This window comes from Nostoc mirabile CHAB5784, assembly GCF_020829645.1.
GTDB lineage: Bacteria > Cyanobacteriota > Cyanobacteriia > Cyanobacteriales > Nostocaceae > Nostoc > Nostoc mirabile.
The window spans coordinates 57,134-80,087 of the sequence record NZ_JAIVFS010000026.1 but is presented as its reverse complement, the minus strand read 5'-3'; the positions used below and the strand labels follow the sequence as shown (position 1 = coordinate 80,087).

Annotated in this window: 21 protein-coding genes and 3 pseudogenes; 13 read left to right on the top strand and 11 right to left on the bottom strand. The window is 42.2% G+C overall.

All coding sequences use genetic code 11. The features are described from left to right. The first annotated feature begins 42 nt into the window (after positions 1-42). The 3 genes and pseudogenes from LC653_RS18385 (at position 43) to LC653_RS18375 (ending at position 1,219) form a co-directional block, all read left to right on the top strand. Positions 43-327: a BrnT family toxin gene (locus LC653_RS18385; protein ID WP_229495944.1), complete on the top strand. Its 285-nt coding sequence runs from the start codon at positions 43-45 to the stop codon at positions 325-327. Then, positions 302-553 (top strand): BrnA antitoxin family protein, encoded by a 252-nt coding sequence (locus LC653_RS18380; protein WP_229495943.1) that lies wholly within the window; start codon positions 302-304, stop codon positions 551-553. The genes LC653_RS18385 and LC653_RS18380 overlap by 26 nt, the downstream gene beginning before the upstream one ends. Positions 554-598: 45 nt before the next feature. Next, a pseudogene (locus tag LC653_RS18375) lies at positions 599-1,219 on the top strand (Uma2 family endonuclease). A gap of 249 nt (positions 1,220-1,468) precedes the next feature. Here LC653_RS18375 and LC653_RS18370 read toward each other — a convergent pair. Beyond that, positions 1,469-1,621 carry a hypothetical protein gene (locus LC653_RS18370; protein ID WP_229495942.1) on the bottom strand — a complete coding sequence of 51 codons (153 nt, stop codon included), beginning with the start codon at positions 1,619-1,621 and terminating at the stop codon, positions 1,469-1,471. A gap of 453 nt (positions 1,622-2,074) precedes the next feature. On the opposite strand from LC653_RS18370, the gene LC653_RS18365 reads away from it, so the two are divergent. The 7 genes from LC653_RS18365 to LC653_RS18335 all read left to right on the top strand — a co-directional run bounded on the left by LC653_RS18365 (position 2,075) and on the right by LC653_RS18335 (position 9,460). Continuing rightward, complete coding sequence (locus tag LC653_RS18365) at positions 2,075-3,490, top strand: nicotinate phosphoribosyltransferase (RefSeq protein ID WP_229495941.1); 1,416 nt, start codon at positions 2,075-2,077, stop codon at positions 3,488-3,490. A 57-nt stretch (positions 3,491-3,547) separates the two neighbouring features. Next, a complete protein-coding gene (locus LC653_RS18360) occupies positions 3,548-4,147 on the top strand; it encodes a nicotinate-nucleotide adenylyltransferase (RefSeq protein ID WP_229495940.1) in 600 nt (199 codons plus the stop codon). Beyond that, complete coding sequence (locus LC653_RS18355; protein ID WP_012411955.1) at positions 4,108-4,854, top strand: NUDIX hydrolase; 747 nt, start codon at positions 4,108-4,110, stop codon at positions 4,852-4,854. The genes LC653_RS18360 and LC653_RS18355 overlap by 40 nt, the downstream gene beginning before the upstream one ends. 105 nt (positions 4,855-4,959) lie before the next feature. Then, positions 4,960-6,729 carry an NAD+ synthase gene (locus tag LC653_RS18350; RefSeq protein WP_229495979.1) on the top strand — a complete coding sequence of 590 codons (1,770 nt, stop codon included), beginning with the start codon at positions 4,960-4,962 and terminating at the stop codon, positions 6,727-6,729. 353 nt (positions 6,730-7,082) lie between these two features. Next, on the top strand, positions 7,083-7,826 hold the full coding sequence (locus LC653_RS18345) for a TIR domain-containing protein (protein ID WP_229495939.1): 744 nt from the start codon (positions 7,083-7,085) through the stop codon (positions 7,824-7,826). 38 nt (positions 7,827-7,864) lie between these two features. Next, positions 7,865-8,002 carry a hypothetical protein gene (locus LC653_RS18340; protein ID WP_229495938.1) on the top strand — a complete coding sequence of 46 codons (138 nt, stop codon included), beginning with the start codon at positions 7,865-7,867 and terminating at the stop codon, positions 8,000-8,002. 3 nt (positions 8,003-8,005) lie between these two features. Beyond that, positions 8,006-9,460, top strand: coding sequence for a tetratricopeptide repeat protein (locus LC653_RS18335; protein ID WP_372478188.1), 1,455 nt, complete (start codon positions 8,006-8,008; stop codon positions 9,458-9,460). Between the two features lie 64 nt (positions 9,461-9,524). Here LC653_RS18335 and LC653_RS18330 read toward each other — a convergent pair whose 3' ends face one another. After that, positions 9,525-10,133 carry a hypothetical protein gene (locus LC653_RS18330; protein ID WP_229495934.1) on the bottom strand — a complete coding sequence of 203 codons (609 nt, stop codon included), beginning with the start codon at positions 10,131-10,133 and terminating at the stop codon, positions 9,525-9,527. Positions 10,134-10,754: 621 nt separating this feature from the next. Further along, positions 10,755-10,970, bottom strand: coding sequence for a hypothetical protein (locus LC653_RS18325; protein ID WP_229495932.1), 216 nt, complete (start codon positions 10,968-10,970; stop codon positions 10,755-10,757). A gap of 312 nt (positions 10,971-11,282) precedes the next feature. Between LC653_RS18325 and LC653_RS18320 the strand changes: the two genes are divergently transcribed. Continuing rightward, positions 11,283-12,176 carry a peptidoglycan-binding protein gene (locus LC653_RS18320; RefSeq protein ID WP_229495931.1) on the top strand — a complete coding sequence of 298 codons (894 nt, stop codon included), beginning with the start codon at positions 11,283-11,285 and terminating at the stop codon, positions 12,174-12,176. A gap of 174 nt (positions 12,177-12,350) precedes the next feature. On the opposite strand, the gene hemJ is transcribed toward LC653_RS18320, so the two are convergent. The 4 genes and pseudogenes from hemJ to psbQ form a co-directional block, all read right to left on the bottom strand. Next, positions 12,351-12,932 carry a protoporphyrinogen oxidase HemJ gene (gene hemJ / locus LC653_RS18315; protein WP_229489894.1) on the bottom strand — a complete coding sequence of 194 codons (582 nt, stop codon included), beginning with the start codon at positions 12,930-12,932 and terminating at the stop codon, positions 12,351-12,353. 318 nt (positions 12,933-13,250) lie between these two features. Further along, entirely contained in the window at positions 13,251-14,102 is an 852-nt protein-coding gene (locus tag LC653_RS18310) for an alpha/beta fold hydrolase (protein ID WP_229489893.1), read from the bottom strand. A gap of 160 nt (positions 14,103-14,262) precedes the next feature. After that, positions 14,263-15,378 (bottom strand): NAD(P)/FAD-dependent oxidoreductase, encoded by a 1,116-nt coding sequence (locus tag LC653_RS18305; protein WP_229495930.1) that lies wholly within the window; start codon positions 15,376-15,378, stop codon positions 14,263-14,265. A gap of 280 nt (positions 15,379-15,658) precedes the next feature. After that, positions 15,659-16,132 (bottom strand): annotated as a pseudogene (gene psbQ / locus LC653_RS18300) (photosystem II protein PsbQ); the annotation flags it as partial. A 342-nt stretch (positions 16,133-16,474) separates the two neighbouring features. Between psbQ and LC653_RS18295 the strand changes: the two are divergent. Continuing rightward, positions 16,475-16,903: a Tery_1686 family protein gene (locus LC653_RS18295; protein WP_229495928.1), complete on the top strand. Its 429-nt coding sequence runs from the start codon at positions 16,475-16,477 to the stop codon at positions 16,901-16,903. A 203-nt stretch (positions 16,904-17,106) separates the two neighbouring features. After that, positions 17,107-19,269 (top strand): tetratricopeptide repeat protein, encoded by a 2,163-nt coding sequence (locus tag LC653_RS18290; protein ID WP_229495927.1) that lies wholly within the window; start codon positions 17,107-17,109, stop codon positions 19,267-19,269. Between the two features lie 235 nt (positions 19,270-19,504). Here LC653_RS18290 and LC653_RS18285 read toward each other — a convergent pair whose 3' ends face one another. From LC653_RS18285 to LC653_RS18275, 4 genes and pseudogenes are all read right to left on the bottom strand, one after another. Beyond that, on the bottom strand, positions 19,505-19,777 hold the full coding sequence (locus tag LC653_RS18285; protein ID WP_229495925.1) for a hypothetical protein: 273 nt from the start codon (positions 19,775-19,777) through the stop codon (positions 19,505-19,507). Positions 19,778-20,027: 250 nt separating this feature from the next. Then, positions 20,028-20,489: pseudogene (locus LC653_RS47360) on the bottom strand (type II toxin-antitoxin system VapC family toxin); the annotation flags it as partial. A gap of 23 nt (positions 20,490-20,512) precedes the next feature. Beyond that, positions 20,513-20,722 carry a hypothetical protein gene (locus LC653_RS18280; RefSeq protein WP_229495924.1) on the bottom strand — a complete coding sequence of 70 codons (210 nt, stop codon included), beginning with the start codon at positions 20,720-20,722 and terminating at the stop codon, positions 20,513-20,515. Between the two features lie 88 nt (positions 20,723-20,810). After that, positions 20,811-22,304: a catalase gene (locus LC653_RS18275; protein WP_229495921.1), complete on the bottom strand. Its 1,494-nt coding sequence runs from the start codon at positions 22,302-22,304 to the stop codon at positions 20,811-20,813. Positions 22,305-22,954 lie beyond the last annotated feature (650 nt).

Here is a 22,954-nt window from a genome sequence, read left to right as displayed (position 1 = left end):
GCTCCCATTACACTTGACTCTATATGGATTATATATAGTTGAATGGAATTTGAATGGGACAAAAATAAAAACCAACAAAATATCCAGAAACATGGCATTAGTTTTGAAGAAGCTACAGAAATATTTGACGGTGTTGTTTTCACCTCAATTGATGAACGGTACGACTATGAAGAAATTCGAGAAATTAGTATTGGCTCAATCCAAGGCGTTGTAGTTATTACCGTCGCCCATACAGACAGAAACGGCAAAATTCGATTAATCTCTGCCCGAAAAGCCACCCCCAAAGAAAGGAGAACCTACTATGAGTATCTCGCCCAATCGACTTAAAGAACTCCAAAATATCCCTGATACAGCGATTGATACTTCAGATATTCCTGAATTAGATCAGCAATTCTGGGAAACAGCCAAAATGGTAAAACCCGTTAGCCAAGAAGCCGCATTAATTCAACTAGATCAAGATATTTTGGATTGGTTTAAAAGCAAAGGAAAAGGCTACCAATCTCTAATTAACTCCGCCCTCCGCTCTTATATTGAGCATAATTCATCGCTATAACGCCTTACCTTACTGGCTCGTACCAAATCATGAGGAATAATCACAATGGTTCAATCAGCCCCAAAAATTATAACCGTTGATGAATTTATTAGCAACTACAGTGAGTGCGATCGCTATGAACTAATTGATGGTGAATTAATTGAAATGGAACCAACCGGGCCACACGAGCAAGTATCTGCATTGATTGGGCGAAAACTGAATGTAAAAATTGATCGTCAGGATCTAAGCTATTTTATCCCCCATCGCTGTTTAATTAAACTATTAGGAACAGAAACAGCTTTTCGTCCCGATGCGATCGTGTTAGACCAAACTCAATTGATTAATGAACCATTATGGCAACAACAACCTGTAATTACATCAGGAAACTCAATTAAACTGATTGCTGAAGTTGTCAGCACAAACTGGCAGAACGATTACGCCCGTAAGGCTGAAGATTACGCCCTGTTAGGAGTTCCTGAATATTGGATTGTTGATTATCTGGGCATTGGTGGCAGAGAATATATTGGCAAACCCAAATAGCCAACGGTGACAATTTGTACACTAATAGAGGATGAGTATCGAAAACAGTTGTTTCAAAACAACGATCAACTTGTTTCCTCAATCTTTCCCAACTTGCAACTAACGGCACAACAAATCTTTACGGCTGGGCGATCTGTTGCCAAGTAGTTTATATCAATTGCAACTTTGATTGCTATATGATTTTTGCAAGATATCTATTCATCAGGAGCCAGAATGCAGAAGAATTGGAATAGTGGCGTATTGCAATACGCCACTACTTTTGAATAAAAGGGTTTAAGTACGGAGCTAAATCTACAATTTACTAGTTTTCTATTATATGGTTTGCCTAAACTCCCAGTAATTGCCCTCGTCTGAATTCTGAATTTTGACTCCTATTTATCAATGCCGTATCAGCACCTACCAATTATCATCTGTATCTTCATCGTAAGGCTCACCTGTAAAAGGTTGTACGCCAACAGCAGGATAAGCATCATCCGTAGGGCCAAAAATCCGCATTGCAGCTTCAGAAATATACTGGGTTATGTTCGCAATGATTTTGGAAATATCCATAATATTGGACTCCTTATTTCAAGTCGCTTTAATGGTGATGACTATACTGTAATGCTAATATTCAAAGCTGGCTCTAGTTCTCAATATATTGAGAATATATGCAATGTTTATTCAGATAACTTCGCAATACTTTAGCTTGTCAAAAAGTCAAACTTTATCTCTTTGATTCTAATTGTAACATAGTTATTTATTCAACCCTAGTCGGGGAAAGAGGCTGCCAAACAAACTTTCTCTGACAGAATCTTGTTTCCTTTCCTTAGACACCTGATCCGATTAACATTATTGCTAGCTTTTACTATTAAAAAACATTAAGTATTCTATGAAGTTAGTATTAATTTGCCTATAAATCTACTGTTATACGGCAATCTCAGAAAATATACTTGCCGGGAGTTGACATTATTTATGGTAAATATTACCATAAATAAAAGAAGCATCTTGTAAGGAAGCTCTTGCATGACAACTTTGCCAGATTTGGACTATGTATATAAACAGCAGAGCCAGCAGAACCAGGAACTAAACCTCTCTGCGGATGATTACAGCTTGCTGACCGACCTTTACCAGTTGACGATGGCAGCTTGTTACACAGGCGAAGGTATAGAACAACGACGGGCAAGCTTTGAATTGTCTGTCAGGCGATTACCAGAGGGTTTTGGTTATTTAATTGCAATGGGGCTGACGCAGGCATTGGAATATTTAGCCAAAATCCGCTTTAGTTCCGCGCAAATTGCGGCATTACAGGCAACGGGAATTTTTGCTCAAGCAGGCGATCGCTTTTGGTCACTTTTAGCTGAGGGAAAGTTTACAGGTGATGTTTGGGCAGTACCAGAAGGAACGGCTGTGTTTGCCAATCAACCACTGTTGCGAGTGGAAGCACCCCTTTGGCAAGCGCAACTAGTGGAAACTTATCTCCTAAATACAATTAATTACCAGACTTTGATTGCCACAAAAGCAGCAAGGTTGCGGGATGTAGCGGGGGAGCAAGCAACACTTTTAGAATTTGGCACAAGACGAGCATTTAGTCCCCAAGGGTCTTTGTGGGCAGCACGGGCGGCGTTGGCAGGTGGGTTAGATTCCACTTCTAATGTGTTAGCAGCGCTACAACTGGGACAAAAGCCAAGTGGTACTATGGCACACGCCCTGGTGATGGCGTTGTCAGCAATAGAAGGCACTGAAGAACAAGCTTTTAGTGCATTTCATCGATATTTTCCGGGTGCGCCGTTGCTGATTGATACTTACGATACCATTGCTGCTGCCGGGCGCTTGGCCGAAAAAGTAAATTCCGGGGAAATGCAATTAACAGGAGTGAGATTGGACTCAGGAGATTTAGTTACCTTATCAAAACAGGTGCGATCGCTCCTTCCCGGTGTGCCAATTTTTGTCAGTGGCGACTTGGACGAGTGGGAAATTGCCAGATTAAAAGCTGCTGGGGCCCAGATTGATGGTTACGGACTGGGAACGCGACTAGTTACAGGTTCGCCTGTAAATGGAGTTTATAAACTTGTAGACATTGATGGTATCCCAGTGATGAAACAGTCAAGTGGTAAAGTTACTTATCCAGGGCGCAAGCAGATTTTTCGCTCGTTTACGGGAGGTAAGGTAAAAGCAGACAGGTTGGGACTCTTAGGTGAAACTCCTTTGGACGAAGAACCTTTGTTGCAGTTGGTAGTGCAGCAAGGTCAACCGTTGCAGCCGTTAGAGTCATTGACAACAATTCGTCAACGTACCGCCGCCTCAGTTGCCAGTTTGCCACAACAGACACGGCGTTTGGATCATCCTGTTTCGGTGCAGGTGGAGATTTCTGACGAGTTACGGGTATTGACTGAAGAAACTAAGAAACGAACCGCAGAGGCACAGAGAACACAGAGGTAAAATTACTCTTTCGGTATGTCTTAATTACGAATTACGAATTACGAATTACGAATTATTATGAGAGTTGCTTTGTTTGGTACTAGTGCCGATCCACCAACTGCTGGACATCAAAAAATTCTGAGTTGGTTGTCTGAGCGTTATGATTGGGTAGCGGTTTGGGCAGCGGATAATCCATTTAAGTCCCATCAAACACCCTTAGAACATCGGGCGGCAATGTTGCGACTGTTGATTGCGGATATAGACTCGCCACGGCACAATATTGCTTTGGAACAAGAACTGAGTAGCTTCAGAACACTGGAGACAGTAGAAAAAGCGAAGCTTATTTGGAGTGAAGATGCTGAATTGACGTTGATTATTGGTTCAGATTTACTGACTCAGCTACCACGTTGGTATCGCATTGAAGATTTGTTACAGGAAGTGCAACTACTGATTGTGCCGCGACCGGGATATGCAATAGATGAATCTAGTTCAGAGGTAGTGCAAAAGCTGGGAGGGAAGATTGCGATCGCTAGTCTGATCGGTCTAGATGTTTCCTCAACAGCGTACCGCGAACATGGAGATTCTCAAGCCCTCACAGCCCCTGTAGTTGCCTATATTAATCGAGAGCATTTGTACGAATGCCAGGACGTTCACAAAAAAAGATACCAACTCCGTTAAACCAACAACCTTTGGCCGATTTCAAGGTTGGTGTTGATAATGTAATTTTTTCTGTAGATACTGTACAAAATCGGCTGTTAGTTCTACTAGTAATGCGACAGCAAGAACCATTTTTAAATCATTGGAGTCTTCCCGGTACTTTAGTACGTCCAGGAGAGTCTTTAGAAGATGCCGCCTATCGCATTATGGCAGAGAAAATTAAGGTCAACAATCTCTATTTAGAACAACTCTATACATTTGGCGGGCCGAATCGCGATCCACGGGAAGCAACTGATAGTTATGGTGTGCGTTATCTATCAGTTAGTTACTTTGCCCTAGTGCGATTTGAAGAAGCCGAATTGATTGCCGATCGCATGACTGGCATAGCTTGGTATCCAGTCAAACAAGTGCCGCAATTAGCTTTTGACCATAATGAAATTTTGGCTTATGGACACAGGCGCTTGCGAAATAAATTAGAGTATAGCCCAGTGGCTTTTGAAGTCTTGCCAGAAATGTTCACCTTGAATGATTTATATCAGTTATACGCCACAGTTTTAGGTGACAATTTTTCCGATTATTCTAATTTTAGAGCGCGTCTACTCAAGTTAGGTTTTTTATGCGATACCGGAATTAAAGTATCACGAGGTGCTGGTCGTCCAGCGAGTTTGTATAAGTTTGATGCTGAAGCTTTTGCTCCCTTAAAAGATAAACCCTTGGTGTTTATTTAATGAACCGCTACGTGGGATGAGGGAGATGAGGGAGATGAGGGACAAGAATTAATAACCAATGCCCAATGACAAATGACAAATGACAAATGACAAATGACAAATAATATGAAAATTGCGATCGCTCAAATTAATCCGACAATTGGTGATTTGCTTTTAAATGCCCAAAAAATCCTAGAGGCGGCACAACGAGCAGCATCTAGCGGTGCGCGTTTGTTGCTAACACCAGAACTTTCTTTGTGTGGCTATCCACCAAGAGATTTATTACTAAATCCTAGTTTTGTGGAAGCAATGGGCATCACTTTACAAAACTTGGCCCAGGATTTACCACCGAATTTAGCTGTGTTGGTAGGAACTGTTGAACAAAACCTCAAAGCACATATTAGTGGTGGTAAAAGTTTATTTAACAGCATGGCTTTGTTAGAAGATGGCAAGGTCAAGCAAGTTTTTCACAAGCGACTTTTGCCTACTTACGATGTATTTGATGAACGTCGCTATTTTGAACCAGGTTTGCAAGCCAATTATTTCACCTTAGATAATATCCATATTGGCGTAACTATTTGCGAAGATTTATGGAATGATGAGGAATTTTGGGGCAAACGTAGTTATACAGTAAATCCGATTGCTGACTTAGCAATTCTGGGTGTAGATTTGATTGTAAATTTATCTGCTTCCCCCTACACGGTCGGCAAGCAGCAGTTTCGAGAAACCATGTTCAGGCATAGTGCAGTACGTTTTCAACAACCGATGATTTATGCTAATCAGGTTGGGGGAAATGATGACCTAATTTTTGATGGGCGTAGTTTTGCCTTGAATCGTCAAGGTGAAGTTATGTGTCGTGCCCGTGGCTTTGATACCGATTTAGTAGTAGTTGAATTTGACGAAGCGCAACGAGATTTTCAATTAAGTTCTGTAGCACCTGTCTATGAGTCGGAAGATGAAGAAATTTGGCAAGCTTTGGTTTTGGGAGTGCGAGATTATACTCGTAAGTGTCGCTTTTCTAAAGTAGTTTTGGGTTTAAGTGGCGGGATTGACTCTGCAATAGTAGCTGCGATCGCAACTGCGGCACTTGGTAACGAAAATGTCCTCGGTGTTCTCATGCCTTCCCCTTACAGTTCCGAGCATTCCATTAGCGATGCTTTGGCATTAGCCGAAAATTTGGGGATTAAGACTAATCTTTTACCAATTGGCGAGTTAATGCAAGGCTTTGATCAAACTTTAGGTGATTTATTTGCAGGTACTGAGTTTGGACTGGCAGAGGAGAATATACAATCCCGGATTCGCGGTAATTTATTAATGGCGATCGCTAATAAATTTGGCTATCTGCTTTTATCTACCGGTAACAAGTCAGAAATGGCAGTTGGTTACTGTACTCTCTACGGTGATATGAATGGCGGGTTAGCGGTGATTGCAGATGTTCCTAAAACCCGTGTGTATTCACTTTGCCAATGGTTAAATCGCGATGTCTACGACGGGCTACGCCTACGTGAAATCATCCCGCAAAACGTCTTGATTAAACCACCCAGCGCCGAACTTAAACCAGGCCAAGTAGATCAAGACTCTCTACCGCCCTACGAAATTTTGGACGATATTTTGCAACGCCTGATTCACAATCATCAATCAGCAGCGCAAATTGTTGCAGCCGGTCACGATGCGGTGATTGTAGATAGAGTAATTCAAATGGTGGCGCGGGCTGAATTTAAACGGCGACAAGCACCCCCCGGTTTAAAAATCACCGATCGCGCCTTTGGAACTGGTTGGCGAATGCCAATTGCCAGTAACTGGGTTGGTGTCAAAAATGCTTACCAGACTAAAAGCATAGCTACACCTACCTTAGTTTGTTGGGATGGACAAGACACGCATCCGCAAATCAAGTAAGGGACTTCCAAATAAAAAAATACTCAAAAAACTCTCTCCTCCTTATTCCTCTGTGTTCTCTGCGTCTCTGTGGTTCGTTTATTTGGATAATTTATTTCTTGGAAGTCCCTAATTAGTTATCAAACCTCTTCCTACCTTGAATTTTTGTTCAAGTCTGTCCCTCTTTACATCAGAGTTGGACAGCTTTTGCTTAGTAAAACCGGGGAGATATCTTTTTATTGGACTGATTAAACGAACATGATATAAGCTGTTAGAGACTCACGTTAAATAAATATTCTCCCTTTAAGCTTTTATTTTGGGAAAATTAACTTACCTACTCTTATACAGGTATTTAATCAAGTAGATTCAAAAATATGTCTAATGCAGTTAAAGTATTTTTTTCCTATGCCCACGAAGATGAAGCGTTGCGAGATAAATTAGCAACTCATCTGAGCATGATGAAACGTCAAGGAGTTATTGAAGCTTGGCACGATCGCGAAATCAGTCCCGGCAGTGAATGGGCAAATGCCATTGATGAAAATCTTGAAGTTGCAGATATTATTCTACTGCTCGTAAGTGCTGACTTTCTGGTTTCAGATTATTGTTACGATATAGAAATGACACGAGCAATGGAACGACATGAAACGCGGAAAGCTCGTATAATTCCGATTATTCTTAGGCCGGCAGACTGGAATGGTGCGACTTTTGGTAAACTACAAGCACTTCCCAAAAATGCTAAACCGATTACAACCTGGCAAGACCAAGATGAGGCTTTTTTAAATGTCGCTCAAGGGATTCGCAGAGTAGTTGAAGATATTGCCAAATCAAAAACCTCTTCCTCAAATGCTTCTAGAACTACTACACCTGCAATTTCCAGCCTTCCTGCAACGAGTGGGGGTTTAACTGAACCCCAGCGTCGCCGATTAGAGCAAGAACGGGATTCACTGCAACAACAGTATGACTTGGCTAGTACAAAATTAGATCGCCTGGGCCAAGCATACGCCATTGAAACTGATACAGCTACAAAGTTTAAGCTAGAGAAACAAATTCAGGAAAACAAAACAGAACTAAATCGGTTGGAGCGGCAGCTTCAGGAAATCGAGCAAAAGCTTGTGTAGTCTTCTTTTAAAGCAACCAGCGTCTTGTCATATCCCCAATGAAATCTATTGAAGTTTTTATTTCTTATCACGAAGAAGATGAAGAACTGCGCGAAGAGTTAGAGAAGCATCTAGCGTCTTTGCTTCGGGAAAACATTATTACAAGTTGGAATGCTCGCAAAATCGTCGCTGGGTAAGAAATCAAAGGCGAAATTGATCAGCATTTAAACCAGGCTGGGCTGATCTTATTGTTAATCAGCCCTGATTTCATAAATTCTCATTATCACTGGACAGTTGAAGTTACACGAGCCTTAGAACAGAATGCAGCAGGTAAAGCTCGTGTGATCCCGATATTGCTACGCTATGCAGATTGGGACAATCCTCCCATTGATAAATTATCACCTCTGCCTAGTAATCGCGAACCAATAAAAAGCTGGACTGACCGAGACAAAGCATTCTTAGAAGTTGTCAAGGGAATTCGTAAGGCGATCGCACAATTAGATCCTAACTCGAATTACTCACCCCCCAAACAAACTGCACAAGAATTGGAACGCCAATATCAAGTCACAAGCCTGATAAACGAAGCATGGCATTTGGGCAAAGCTAAAAAGTTCGAGGAAGCAGCCCTCTACTACAATGCAGCTCTCCGTCTTGACCCGAACTCTGTACTCGCTCACAGTAACCTGGGGTTAGTGCTGTACGAGCAAGGGAAGTTGGAAGAAGCAATCGCCGCCCTCCAAAAAGTCCTGCAAGTCGACCCAAACTTTGCACAAGCTCACGCTGGACTGGGGTTAATGCTGTACAAGCAAGGGAAGTTAGAAGAAGTGATCGCCGCCTACGAAAAAGCCCTGCAAATCGACCCAAACTATGCAGAAGTTCATGCTCTACTGGGGAATGTGCTGTTTGTTCAACAGAAGTTCAAAGAAGCGAGCGCTGCCTACCAAAAATCCCTACAAATCAACCCAAACTTTGCACAAGTTCACTATGACCTGGGGAATGCGCTGCACTGTCAAGAGAAGTTGGAAGAAGCGAGCGCCGCCTACCAAAAAGCCCTGCAAATCAACCCAAACTTTGCACAAGTTCACAGGCAACTGGGGTTAGGGCTGTACTGTCAAGGGAAGTTGGAAGAAGCGAGGGTCGCCTTCCAAAAAGCCCTGCAAATCAACCCGAACGATGAATTCGTTCATACTGGACTGGGGAATGTGCTGTACAAGAAAGGGAAGTTGGAAGAAGCGAGGGTCGCCTTCCAAAAAGCCCTGCAAATCGATCCAAACTGTGAACCCGCTCACTGGAACCTAGGGAATGTGCTGCACGAGCAAGGGAAGTTGGAAGAAGCGAGCGCTGCCTTCCAAAAATTCCTGCAAATCAACCCAAACGATGAATTCGTTCATACTGAACTGGGGAATGTGCGGTACGAGCAAGGGAAGTTGGAAGAAGCGAGCGCCGCCTACCAAAAAGCCCTGAAAATCAACTCAAACTTTGCAGAAGCTCACGCTGGACTGGGGAATGCGCTATACGGTCAAGGGAAGTTGGAAAAAGCGATCGCAGAACTAGAAATAGCTATTCACCTCAAACCTACTAGCGCTGCGTTTCGTCACAACTTAGAGATTTGTAGAAATCAGAAGAAGGGTTTTTGGGGGCGTTTATTTGGTTGACGAGTAGAATATTCTTAGTCTTATTCATCTCAACAGTGTGCGATCATGTGTTGTTCGCTACGTCTTATTGGATGTTAAGATTTGCTTCCTTTATCAAAACTTTTAACAAAGCTGCCACGCCAATTTGGGCAGAAACGGCATTAGCATCCCATTTGCCATCTGCTACATACTTGCCTTTGTTGTAGTTGTTAGTCCCTGACCACAGGTAAGGTGTGAGAACTTCTGGATGGTACTGTCTATAACCAACACCGTTGTATCTCTCTAGCTGCCAAAGTTGTGCTGGCAAACTCCAATCTTTTACTCGGTTTAATTCTTTGATTGTCAAAGCATCAATAGCGCTTTCTTCCCAAGTGTATCCTACCTCCCAGCCGTTGATGGGATCAGCTAGTGGTCTACCAGATGGTTCGTTGACAGTACGTTTTTTTAGCGAGTCGCCGTTGTGCAAATGTTTGCTGAAGTTAAGGGAACATTCCATATTATGGATGACTGCAATGAAGTACCAAGGCACATTAATTTTTTGCACCAATGCTTCGTAACAAGGGCGATTTGCAATGATTTTCGCAACTATATTTTGAGTACTGCTCAGTTTATCTGGTCTGATTTCGCAGCTATTCCAAAGCTTTTGATATTCTGGTTTTAAATCTTGAAGACTGAGTAGTATTTTATTTGCCATTTTTATTAAACACCCAAGAATAATCTTGATTTTTTTAATTATGACGAAACTAACTCACCTCTGTATTTTTTGAAACTTTTTATACAAAAATTAATTTTTTCAAGATGTATCAAGCTCAGTCAGACAACTTGCTCTAAGAGGTTGTTTTAAAAGTGTTTTGCTGTGATTTTAGGCACTTTTAGATCCCCCCTAACCCACGCCAGTCGCTCCACTTGGAGAGACCCCAAGACCGCGCTGGCTCCCCTTAAAAAGGGGGGAACCGGAGTCAAAGTCCCCCAATTTATCGGGGGATTTAGAGGGATCTAAAACTTTTTATACCCACAATAGGACTTTTCAAACAACCTCTAAGCGCCTTGTTCTATGCAACCTCACAAGTAATCGGTATTAACCCAAGCGTATTGCTCTATAAACAAGCTTGTTCTGGATAGGACTTACGCATAAGAGATCCCCCAACCCACGCCAGTTGCTACCCTACGGGAACGCTAAGAGCGAACAAGTCAGCAGAGCCGCCGGCAGTTGCTTCAAGTCGGGAAACCCGCCCAACGCACTGGCTCCCCTTAAAAAGCGGGCTTTTCAGATCCCCCCTTTTTAAGCTACGGTGTACACACAAGTCCTAAAAACCTAGCTTGATGAGGCTTTCCTCATTCTCATGCAAAGCATGGGAACCAGAAAAATGCCATTGTTAGTCGATACAATGCCATTGTTAGTCGATACAATGCCATTGTCAGTCAAAACAATGCCATTGTTAGTCGATACAATGCCATTGTCAGTCGATACAATGCCATTGTTAGTCAAAACAATGCCATTGCCAGTCAAAACAATGCCATTGTTAGTCAAAACAATGCCATTGCAGGTGAAAAGACTTGTGTGTAGACTGTAGCCTTTTTAAGGGGGGATCGAGTTTTCAGGTTTTGAGTGCGTAAGTCCTGCTGGATTTATACCTTTCTGTTTATTTAAATATAATTACGCAAGTATTTTGCGAATAAATAGTTTTTATACTGTATAAATTGTAAATTTTTCGGGTGTTGGATTATAAATTAATAGTAAAAATTCTAACATTACATTTTGCTTAAGAGTATTGTTTCAAACAACATCAATCGTGAAAATGATGTTTATACTTAGAAGTAAGTAAATTAAGGTAGGTGCATAATGAAACTACAAGATTTCTTGGGAAAAGATGAGAAATGGGCATTCGACGCGATCGCTGAGGATGCAGACTTAGCTCGTCAGATTCAGATACTGTTAATCGGCTTAGGTTTGCTGGAACCTCCAGCCGATGGTAAATTTGGCCCTGTTTCTGTGATATCTCTCAAAAAATTTCAAGAATTAACAAAGACTGAAGAGAGTGGCTTTTTAGGAGCAGTCACAGCTAAGAAACTAATTGAAACCAAAATAGATGATCTTCCTAAACCCCCTTTAAAACTAGGCAATGACATCCCTAGTAAGATTGTGAAATATATGCTATCCAAAGGTTATCAGGTATTTACCAATCCAAAAGAATACAACATTGTTTATGTAGAGGGCATAGATGCAAACTGGACTCTCAACAGTGATACACCCAATCAATTTAACGATCGGCGGATTGTCATTGAAGTAGTAAATGGCGTTCCCAAAATCATAGATCACTGGGAAGCTACTACAGAACCAGGGAAGTACTACACTTATAGTCCGATGAATCCCAAAGGAGCAGCTAGGATTCAGTTTGGACAATACAAAGCTTGGGCTGTTGGTACCCACGGCACAGCAGAGCCTCACGAAGCATTAGTGCAGGTTGGAGATATAACTGTTTGTAGAGATTTCAACAAAGATTTTAAACGGACTGGCGACAAACTTGATACAGGTGATGATTTTTATGTGAATCAACACTACGGCTTTGATTTTCCCCGGAATGATATTCGCCTTGCTAGCGCGGGTTGTTTAGTGGGACGGACTCGTGAGGGACATAGAGAGTTTATGGCGATTATTAAACAAGACCGCCGTTATGTCGCTAATCGCAAATATACTTTTTACACTACCGTGATTCCTGGGGATGATTTACTGTAAACGTTTCCAGGATGAGGTAATGGTTAATGGGTAGCATTTGTTGTTGTAATGCAACCTTTGGCAGGGTAGCACAGCTGTTATAAGTCTCAACTTAACGTGAAACACAAAACTTTTCCCTCTCCGACTCGGAGAGGGACAGACTTGAACTTTAGTTCAAGGCAGGGAGAGGTTTGTCTAACTTTGTTCTTGTGGTTGCCCTATTTGTGCCGTCAACTTTTCTTTATCTTGCCTGCGTTTTTTGGCGTAAAGTTGAATAGTGACTGCCATCAAAACAATCATGGCGAAAATAGCCCAAGCAGCGATATCTGTAGGTAGATTATTCTTAAACACAGCCAGCAGGACGATCGCTACTAACATAACTGTGGGTGCTTCATTTAAAGCACGTAATTGCTGACTATTCCAGCCACATTCATCTACTGCTAACTTTTTCATCAGCCGAGCGCAGTAATGATGATAGCCAATTAAAATGGCAACAAACAGCAGTTTTATGTGCAACCAACCCTCTTTTAAAACGTCCGGTTCAGTAGTTAATAAACCGATGGCCATTGCGATCGTCACGTACATTCCTGGGTTGGTGATGATAGAGTAGAGACGCTTTTCCATAATTTGATACTGATTTTTCAGTATCGTTCGCGCTGGTTCAGCCTCTTGGTTCGCTTCAACGTGATAGATAAAAAGACGAACTAAGTAGAACAAACCAGCGAACCAAACTACAAATCCGACAATATGAAAGGCTTTAAACCATGAATAAGCCATGAAGACTAATCTCCTTTACTTGTGGTTGTGATGCATTTTTAATGGTAATAAAAAGTTCACAAATGCAGGCGGGGATAACATTTATCAATCTAGCAAAAATCCAGAATTTATTTTTTACCACAGATAAATATCTATGATTTATCTGTGGTAATCTTGGTTCATTTTTATAATATCGATTTTTGCCAGAGGTATATTAGACCTCTTGCATAAATCCAAAATAAGAACCCCACCCCGCCAAAGCTACGCTTTGTCTCCCCTCCCGAAGAGCGGGGAGGGGTTGGGGGTGGGGTGTTAGGGACTTTTGCCAGAGGTATATTCTCAATGAGCATCTTTACGACGCACAAAGGGTAAAAGGTCTTCCAAAATCGCTTCGTGGTAGTGTTCTTGAGGATAATGTCCAACGTTATTAAGTTTTATTAATTCGGTATTTGGTACAGAATTGGCAAAATTTTGGGCAATCTCTACGGGTAACCAAGGGTCAATTATACCCCATTGAATCAGAATTGGCTGTTGCCATTCTTTAAAGCCAGATTCGATTTCTTTCATTGCTGAATCTAGCTGTAAATTGCGAATACTTGATAAGAGACTCCGCCCAGATGAAGAACTTTTTAAAAATGGTTTTCGATAAACATCTAATTCTTTATCTCCTATGCGATAACGGCTTCCACCTTCTAGCGTCCGGTCAACTAAAAGCGGGTCTTGGGTCATGACTTCACCTGCCAAAGGTAAACCCATTTGTTTAATTTTCCAGGGTAATCTGGCAGCAGTTGAAATTGGTGTATTTAAAATAGCTAAATTGGCAATTTGTTCTGGATGACGCAAAGCATATTGTAGTCCTACAGAACCTAAAAAACCTTGGACAACTAAAGAAAAATGTTCAAGTTCTAGCGCTTTAACAAATCCTTCTAAAGCTGTGATAAAAGCATCGGGCGTGTAAGCAAAATCTCGTTTTTCTGGTTTTAAAGAATTGCCGTAACCAATCCAATCTGGTGCGATCGCTCTTGTACCCTGATTCGCCAAAGCAGGTATAATATTACGCCAACTATAACTTTGTGAAACTAAGCCGTGTAGCAACAACACAGGCGCTAAGTCAGTTCTACCGATTGGTAAAGATTCCCGATAAAACCATTCCAGTGAATCTACATTGATTTTATGTTCTGTTATTGACACGCTATTTTCCTATATTGGGCATTGGGAATTGGGAATTGGGAATTGGGCATTGGGCATTGGGCATTGGGCATTGGGCATGGGGCATTAGTTATTCTTTCTGCCCCTGCAACGCCAGCTTCCCCTGCCCCTCCTGCTCCCTCACCCCCCCACTCCCCACTCCCTACTCCCCACTCCCCACTTCCTGAGAAATAATCATCTCACGAATCGTATAAGCTGTGGCGGGCGCTAGTAAAACGCCGTTGCGATAGTGTCCGGTAGCTAGGAGGATGTTACTAAACCCTGGCAACTTACCAATAACTGGGGCTGGGCGTCCTTCAGGACGGGGACGTAACCCTGACCAAGTGCGGAGAATAGTTGCTGTGGCTAATTCTGGACAAAATGCGATGGCTTGTTCTCTAACGGATTCCAGCAGTTCTTGATTTGGCGGTATTTCATCGCCATTGTTGGGAAATTCCACTGTTGCACCCACCCAATAATCTCCACCGCCCACAGGAACAATATGCACATCGTTACCCGTTATTGCTGGCTGGAAGTCTGGATTACCCAACGGATGCCCTACGTGCATTTGCAATGCTTGCCCAAGTACGGGGCGGATATCAATTATTTGATTTAATTTTGCTGTCAGTGGTGTTGAACCTAGCCCTGCTGCGACTACAACCCAATCAGCCGCTATTTTTCCTTCTGTAGTCTCAAGTTGATTGCAAAATTGGGGAGAAGATTCAGGTGGTGAGGTTTGGACATCCAAAACAGCCACACCAAATTTGAAAGTCACACCGTTTTGCTGGGCAGCCTCAACTAAAGCTAATGTGAGAGCAGTTGGATCAAGTTGACGATCTTGAGGAGAATAGACAGCACCAGTAATTGTTTCGCTATCAACTTGAGGACAGATATTCTGGAGTTTAGCCGTATCCCATATTTCTAAATGCCAGCCTTGAGAGTGGCGAACTTCCACAAGTTTTTCCCATGCTGCTAAATTCTCCTCTTCCAAACCAAGACTGAGAATTCCCTGGCGGTTAAAGGGGATTTTACGACCTGTTAAAGCTTCTAGTTCAGGAATCAAAGTCTCATAGCGTTGGATGCTAGTTTGTCGCATCTGCCAAGCTTTGCCCTTAATTTTTTGGCTGATTGCGCCCATTAAAACGCCAAGTGCAGCGCCCGTAGAAGCTTGTGCTGGTGCTTGCCGATCGCAAACTGTGATTTTCAGCCCTTTTACTTGACTGAGTTCATAGGCGATCGCAGCCCCAACCACACCACAACCGATAATAACTACATTCATGACCAAATAATTACTAATTCGTAATTCGTAATTCGTAATTAAAGGTACAGAGCAACTAACTAACATTTTATGGAGACAAATAAATTTATTCCTCAATTAGGCCCCCGACTTCAGTCGTGGGGTAATAATTACGAATTACGAATTATAAATTACGAATTATTTTGACTTGTGTTTAGAGTTAGAAGTGAGAAGTTAGGAGTTAGAAGTTAAAAATTTAAAATTCCTAACTCCTAACTCCTAACTAATAACCGGAGCAACAAAAACGTCTCCGGCTTTGCTCCTAACTCTCTTCTGTTTTAGGAAGCAGCTGGAGGAATTTGTCAATCTCTGCGAAAGCAGCTTGGGAGTTACTCTGGGCAACTTGAGCATTGCCAGCACTAGTAGCTTTATCAAGTTTAACCAGGTCGTTAAACAAATCTCGCGTTATCTGACGTGCTGCGGGTTGGTCTTTGGGCAGAAGGTTGGGAGTGACATAAGTCAGGTTCAGCCTTGCTTCTGTTATGGGCCCATGTATAAAGTTACGCACATTGATCCAATCACCTCTTTGGATCAGGCTTTTTAACTCTCCTGAGCGATCGCGCACAGCCTGAATTTCAGGAACATAAGCCTGAATTCTTTCAAGTTGTGTTGCTGTATAAGTCGGAGGTGCTACCGCAACACCAGGGCCGCCACAACTAATGAGGAATGTGGCCAATAATACTAGAAAAAATGAAAAAATCGAGCGTTGACGCGCCATACATTGAACTTGATTACTGTTTTTTTGCCGATTAACAGTGTCATTTTAGATCGCTAGCGTAATTTATCGTTCTTGTCAGCCAAGGATTTTGCAGAAAATCTTGATATTTTTTACAAAGGGCAGAGTTTCATCTGCTTTTGAGGAGTTTTTTAAGTATAATTACTTAATAGGTGTTAGGCAGTCCCAACAAGAAATGATTTTTAGCATCTGTTAGTAACCAGGATTGTTAGGGAAGTATGATTTAGAGTTGCTAAATCTCAAAGGTCTTGATAAGCTGAAACACCAATATGATAAGCCTTCTGGCGGCTTTTCTGTCTTCACATCCCGGAAGATGCCGACACAATATAGGAGTATTTTTTAGTGAACGCAGCTGAACAGGCAACGAACCTTGAACTCGCCAGCAACATTGCTACGGTGGTTAATTTGTTCAAATTCGAGTTTCCTGATGCCAAATCTGATCTCAAACCCTGGAAGAATGACCCGGAAACTAGAGAGTTAGTCGATCCAGATTCTATAGATATTGGCTTTCACTTTCCTGGTATCAGCAAATCTTGGCGAAGTCGCAGCATTTTAATTCAAATCCGATTTTATCAAGATCCCATCAATAATTCCCGCCGTGCGATCGGCGTGGAGGTAGCTGGATTTGATCATCGCGGCGAAGCGTGGCGGCTTTCTACGGTAGATAACTGGAGTATTGTCGGCGCATCTTCGCCTTCTGGTGAAATCGAGGATAAGCTCAAACAGATTTGCCGACAGATTTTAGAAGTTTTTAATAAACCAAGTGAATGAAATCAACTTGTGTCAGACAAAGTAGTGAGGAATAATACATAATGACTAATTCGTAATTCGTAATTCGTAATTCGTAATTAAATAGGTACAAGCCTCTTGATTCATCAATGGAAATATAAAAACGCGTAGTATCATTATTCAAGCCCCTAACTTCAGGTATGGGGTAAAAATTACGAATTACGAATTATAAATTACGAATTATTGTGACCACTGTAATATTTGTACATGGCACAGGCATTAGGGAACGAGAATACAACGAAATCTTTCAGATAATTGAGCAAAAGATTCACGCCCAACGTCCTGATATCAAAGTTGCTCCCTGTCTTTGGGGTGCATTAGGTGCAAGGTTCAATGATAATCGGGCATCAGTACCCTTGGAAGATGCAACACTGGCTTTATCTCAGGAAGAAGAAGACGCAGAGATTGTACTGTGGGGGCAATTATACCGCGATCCTCTGTATGAATTACGGCTGTTGTCTTTGAAACCGATTGAGTCAGGAAATCCCTTTGGGGAACAGCCAGGGGATATTTTAGAATCTCGTGTAGCCAGTCTCACTCCAGCATCTCAACTGCAAGCCAAGTTGCAAGAGGCGGGAATTGCAGAGGTATTTGAGCCAGCACGAGAAACTGTTATCCACAGTGAACCGTATCATCAGGCATTGCTCACAGTTTCCGAATCTGATTTGAGTGAATATTATGCACCAATAGCTAGAGCGATCGCAGCTCAAGCAATGTTTATTAGCGAACAGCAACAAAAATTTCCCCCGATACTCACTGATGCCCAATTGCGGGATAATGTTGTGGAATTGCTGACTCTGGCTTTGACAGAGGCGGAGTTAGGATTGGGTAGCTGGTTGTTAAAGCCACTTGTTGGACTAGCCTTGCCAATCGGAACAAATTATGTCAGAGATGATTACCTAGTGAATCTAAGTTTACTTCAGCGCACTGGAGAAGAAACTTACCAACTGCATCAGCTGATTCGAGAATTCTGGAGTGACAAGTTAGAAGAGTTAACTGAAGTAGATGAACTCAAGCGGGGCTTTTGTCAAGCAATGGTAGCCGTAGCAAAAGATATTCCTTACACACCCACATTGATAGAAATTGCTAAAGCAACTCTTGCCATCCCTCACCTTGCGGAAATTGTAACAGTTTACCAAGCTTGGTTAAGCGATGATGATTTAATCTGGCCTTTTGTAGGCTTGGCTAGATTTTACGAAGGTCAAGGAGCCTACACGCAAGCCTTACCTTGGTATGAACAATGTTTATCAGCTGCTAGAAGATGTTTTGGGAATGAACACTCAGATGTGGCAACTAGCCTGAACGATTTGGGCAGAGTCTACAATTTACAGGGAAGGTACAGTGATGCGGAACCTTTGTACATCCAAGCTTTAGAGATGTATCAACGCCTGGTAGGGGATGAACACCCGAATGTGGCAACTTGCCTGAACAATTTGGCTGGACTCTACGAATCACAGGGAAGGTACAGCGATGCCGAACCTTTGTACATCCAAGCTTTAGAGATGTATCAACGCCTGGTAGGGGATGAACACCCGAATGTGGCAACTTGCCTGAACAATTTGGCTGGACTCTACAATTCACAGGGAAGGTACAGCGATGCCGAACCTTTGTACATCCAAGCTTTAGAGATGTATCAACGCCTGCTGGGGGATGAACATCCGAATGTGGCAAGTAGCCTGAACAATTTGGCATTACTCTATCGTTCACAGGGAAGGCACAGCGATGCCGAACCTTTGTTAATCCAAGCTTTGTTGATGTATAAACGCTTGCTGGGGGATGAACATCCGTCTGTGGCAATTAGCCTGAACAATTTGGCATTACTCTATCGTTCACAGGGAAGGTACAGTGATGCGGAACCTTTGTACATCCAAGCTTTAGAGATGTATCAACGCCTGGTAGGGGATGAACACTCGAATGTGGCAACTTGCCTGAACAATTTGGCATTACTTTATCGTTCACAGGGAAGGTACAGTGATGCGGAACCTTTGTACATCCAAACTTTAGAGATGTATCAACGCCTGCTGGGGGATGAACACCTGAATGTGGCAACTTGCCTGAACGATTTGGCATTACTCTACTATTCACAGGGAAGGTACAGCGATGCCGAACCTTTGTACATCCAAGCTTTAGAGATGTATCAACGCCTGGTAGGGGATGAACACCCCGATGTTGCACAAAGCCTGAACAATTTGGCATTACTCTACTATTCACAGGGAAGGTACAGCGATGCCGAACCTTTGTACATCCAAGCTTTGGCGATCGCTGAACAACGTTTGGGGGCAAATCATCCCAATACAATAACCTTTCGTGAGAATCTGGAATACTTGCGGCGGAATCGTCAGCCTTGATTCAGGAGAATGGTTGCTTTTGTCTCCTATTGGTTTCAGTCATTTAGGTAATCTGCACCGGCTGCATTACCCGCCTGGGATTCAAATCCTAGTTTAATAAGTAGGCAACATAATTAATTACACAATGTCATTGCAAATGCAGCAAAGCGAAATAAAGCGATCGCAACGTCTACAACTACTTCTCTACGATATGCTCTGCGAAGGGTGCGATCGCAATAACTGTAAATATTTTTGTTTATCTACTTAATGAGCCTCTGAACTCCATTAATAAGCCTTTGAACTCCATTAATGAGCCTCTGAACTCCATTAATGAGCCTCCGAACTCCATTAATGAGTCTTTGAACTCCATTAATGAGCCTCTGAACCCCATTAATGAGTCTTTTAGCTCCATTAATGAGTCTCTGAACTCCATTAATGAGGCTTTGAACTCCATTAATGAGTCTTTTAGCTCCATTAATGAGCCTCTGAACTCCGTCAACGAGTCTTTGAACTCCTCTCCATTATCCACCTACAGCAATTCCAGATCCTCGATTTCTTTGAAAAATCAGGGATCTAACTGCAAGTAGTTTTGACTCTACTTTCTAAGACATTATCAAATTCAGAATAAAATAGTAAATATATCTTTGTTATTTATACTTAATTTATGATTGTAAAATTTGAAATCCAGCTTGATAAAAATGATTATCTAAGGTTAAAGCTGTAACAATCTCTCGTTGTTGCATAACGATAAATGATAAACCAATATTGCTCGGTTAAGGCTAAAAAATTAAAATGTGTAGGTTGGGGAGCCACTGCGTTGGGCGGGTTTCCCGACTTGAAGCAAGTGGCGTTTGAGGAACGAAACCCAACCTAAGAGCAGGGTTTGTTGGGTAACGCATTGCCTCAACCCAACCTACGAATATTCTTAACCGAGCAGTATTGAATGATAAACAATCAGTGAGAGAATAAGATTTGTCTTTATGCTTTTGAAAATATTCCCATCCCTGATTAAATAGAGTTCGATCAATTTCGATTAATTCTATATCAGGACTTTCCAATAACCGATTACCAACTTCAACTGCTTTATAATGAAGGTTTCGACTATTAAAAAAAGTAACAACTTCATCAAAAATGTATGTTTTTGTTATTAAAAAAGGTTTGGATTTTATTAAAGTAGCCCAATTTTGTAATACTTTTTGATGAGCATCTTCATTTTTGATTTCCAGAGCTAAAATATAGCTGGTATCTAAAAATTAGATACTTCTCACGGGTTATAGAGATAGCGATCGTGGTTAATTGCACCATCTTTTACATCACATTCTACAGGATTTGAACCTAAATCCCAAATAGAAGATGTTTGTTTGATGCTAGTAATAATAATTTTTCCATGTTCTTGAATAATCTCAAACTCTTGATTTTCTCCTAATAGTTCTTTAGGAATTAATAAGCCTTTTTCTGTTGCTGTTAATTTCATGTTTAATTACCTCGATTTTTTTGTAAGTTAATCAAATGAATTTGCTTTAGGGCGGGCAAGATGCCCACCCCACAAAATTGGATAAGGCTTACCAATTACCTACAGGTTGAGCAGTAGCAGAAAACATTGAGGGATCAATTGAAATGCCCAATCCTTCAGCGACACGACGACCATAAGAAACATCTGCCCGGAAGAAGTGGCAAAGTTGACGCATCTGGATGTCCTGCCTTGCTTGACTGAGACTGCCGACGATATTATGAGCAAGACGCTCTTGCTGCTCAGGAGTTAGTAACCGATACAGATTACCGGCTTGGGTGTAATCGTCGTTTCCTTCACGATGACTGTAACGATCGACTGTGACATCACCTAAATGATTAGGTGGTTCTGCATAAGCTGGATTTTCTTTGGGCGTACCCTCAGCACTATTCGGTTCATAGTTAGGAACGCTACCGCCGTTGTTACCCGATGCCATAAAACCATCTCGCTGATAATGCATCACTGGACATTTGGGCTGGTTGACAGGTAGTTGCTGATAGTTACCACCCAAGCGATACCGTTGAGCATCTGGGTAAGAAAAGATGCGAGCTTGAAGCATTTTGTCTGGAGAGAAACTAACACCCGGAACCACCGCACTAGGGCTAAAAGCAGCTTGCTCTACTTCGGCGAAATAATTCTCAGGGTTACGATTTAGCTCTAATATCCCGACTTCAATTAAAGGATATTCTGAATGTTTCCAAACTTTCGTCAAGTCAAAAGGATTATCAGGATGTTTGGCTGCTTGCTCCTCGGTCATTACTTGAATACACATCCGCCACTTAGGATAGTCTCCTTGAGCGATCGCTTCAAACAGATCATGAGTCGCATGATCCGGATCTTCGCCTTTGATCTTGCTCGATTCTTCCTCCGTCAAGGTTTGATGCCCTTGCAGAGTCTTAAAGTGAAATTTGCACCAGACGCGATCGCCCTGAGCATTAATCAAACTAAAGGTATGGCTACCGAAGCCATCCATGTGTCGATAGGTTTTCGGAATTCCCCGATCTGAAAACAGGATCGTCACCTGGTGGAGCGATTCTGGACTGAGTGACCAAAAATCCCACTTTGCATTATGGTCTTTGCAATTGGTTTGAGGATTGCGCTTTTGGGTATGGATAAAATCAGGAAACTTGAGCGGGTCGCGGATAAAGAAAATAGGCGTATTGTTGCCTACAATATCCCAGTTGCCCTCTTCAGTATAAAACTTGATGGCAAAGCCTCTAGGGTCACGCTCGGCATCTGCTGAACCCTTTTCTCCCCCGACTGTAGAAAAGCGCAGGAGGACTTCCGTTTTTTTGCCAATCTCCGAAAAAAGTTTGGCTTTAGTGTAGCGTGTGATGTCATTGGTAACAGTAAAAGTACCATGAGCAGCCGCACCTTTGGCATGGACAACACGCTCAGGAATACGTTCTCTGTTGAAATGAGCCAGCTTTTCTAGAAGGTGGAAATCCTGTATTAATAAAGGGCCACGCGATCCAGCTGTGAGTGAGTTCTGGTTATCCGCAACAGGAATACCGTCAGCAGTTGTTAAGTTTTGGGGTTCAGTCATGGATAAAGAAGTTCTCCGTTAAGTTCTTGAGATTGCCAATGTAAAACTTAGCCAGCAGATAGGCGGTTGCCCACTAATGGAGCTAATTAATTCATAGTCATAACGAATTCATATATAAATCGTACTCGATATGACTATGAATTGCCACAAAATTGTTTTGTATTTTTGGAATCTGTAGTGATGCATATATGTGCATTGGTGTCAACTTAAGGTGAAAGCCAGCTTAAAAACAGCTTTTAAGGATAATCTTCGTCCCCCTGCTCTGACTGGGAATGCCTACTAGGGGGGCTGCCGCCTTCTTTACTCGCGCCAGAGCCGCCATGAGAAGCATTTCTAGCCTCTGACTACAAACGAGGTTTTAAAGGACATAAGTTGGTACGCATGACAGCTATAGCGCTTCTCGGTTGAGTTCCATACAGACCTAACGCCCAGCCCCCACTCCCAATACGGTTCGGTTAAGCCCAAAAAATGAAAATGTGTAGCGACTGTCTTAAAAGTCAAGCCATCGATCGTTAACAAAAAAGCAGGGGTTGGAGCATTGACGCAACTGAGGAACGCTGCGCTAGATTCGGCGGTGTCTGGTACGGGCTAGAAGACTTATAGCTACAAATATTCTTAACCGAACCGTATTACCCCACTCCCCACTCCCT

Bases quoted from the DNA above. Each gene is read 5' to 3' on its own strand.
- LC653_RS18385 (WP_229495944.1), top strand. From the start codon at position 43: ATGGAATTTGAATGGGACAAAAATAAAAACCAACAAAATATCCAGAAA.
- LC653_RS18380 (WP_229495943.1), top strand. From the start codon at position 302: ATGAGTATCTCGCCCAATCGACTTAAAGAACTCCAAAATATCCCTGAT.
- LC653_RS18370 (WP_229495942.1), bottom strand. From the start codon at position 1,621: ATGGATATTTCCAAAATCATTGCGAACATAACCCAGTATATTTCTGAA.
- LC653_RS18365 (WP_229495941.1), top strand. From the start codon at position 2,075: ATGACAACTTTGCCAGATTTGGACTATGTATATAAACAGCAGAGCCAG.
- LC653_RS18360 (WP_229495940.1), top strand. From the start codon at position 3,548: ATGAGAGTTGCTTTGTTTGGTACTAGTGCCGATCCACCAACTGCTGGA.
- LC653_RS18355 (WP_012411955.1), top strand. From the start codon at position 4,108: ATGCCAGGACGTTCACAAAAAAAGATACCAACTCCGTTAAACCAACAA.
- LC653_RS18350 (WP_229495979.1), top strand. From the start codon at position 4,960: ATGAAAATTGCGATCGCTCAAATTAATCCGACAATTGGTGATTTGCTT.
- LC653_RS18345 (WP_229495939.1), top strand. From the start codon at position 7,083: ATGTCTAATGCAGTTAAAGTATTTTTTTCCTATGCCCACGAAGATGAA.
- LC653_RS18340 (WP_229495938.1), top strand. From the start codon at position 7,865: ATGAAATCTATTGAAGTTTTTATTTCTTATCACGAAGAAGATGAAGAA.
- LC653_RS18330 (WP_229495934.1), bottom strand. From the start codon at position 10,133: ATGGCAAATAAAATACTACTCAGTCTTCAAGATTTAAAACCAGAATAT.
- LC653_RS18320 (WP_229495931.1), top strand. From the start codon at position 11,283: ATGAAACTACAAGATTTCTTGGGAAAAGATGAGAAATGGGCATTCGAC.
- hemJ (WP_229489894.1), bottom strand. From the start codon at position 12,932: ATGGCTTATTCATGGTTTAAAGCCTTTCATATTGTCGGATTTGTAGTT.
- LC653_RS18305 (WP_229495930.1), bottom strand. From the start codon at position 15,378: ATGAATGTAGTTATTATCGGTTGTGGTGTGGTTGGGGCTGCGATCGCC.
- LC653_RS18280 (WP_229495924.1), bottom strand. From the start codon at position 20,722: ATGAAATTAACAGCAACAGAAAAAGGCTTATTAATTCCTAAAGAACTA.
- LC653_RS18275 (WP_229495921.1), bottom strand. From the start codon at position 22,304: ATGACTGAACCCCAAAACTTAACAACTGCTGACGGTATTCCTGTTGCG.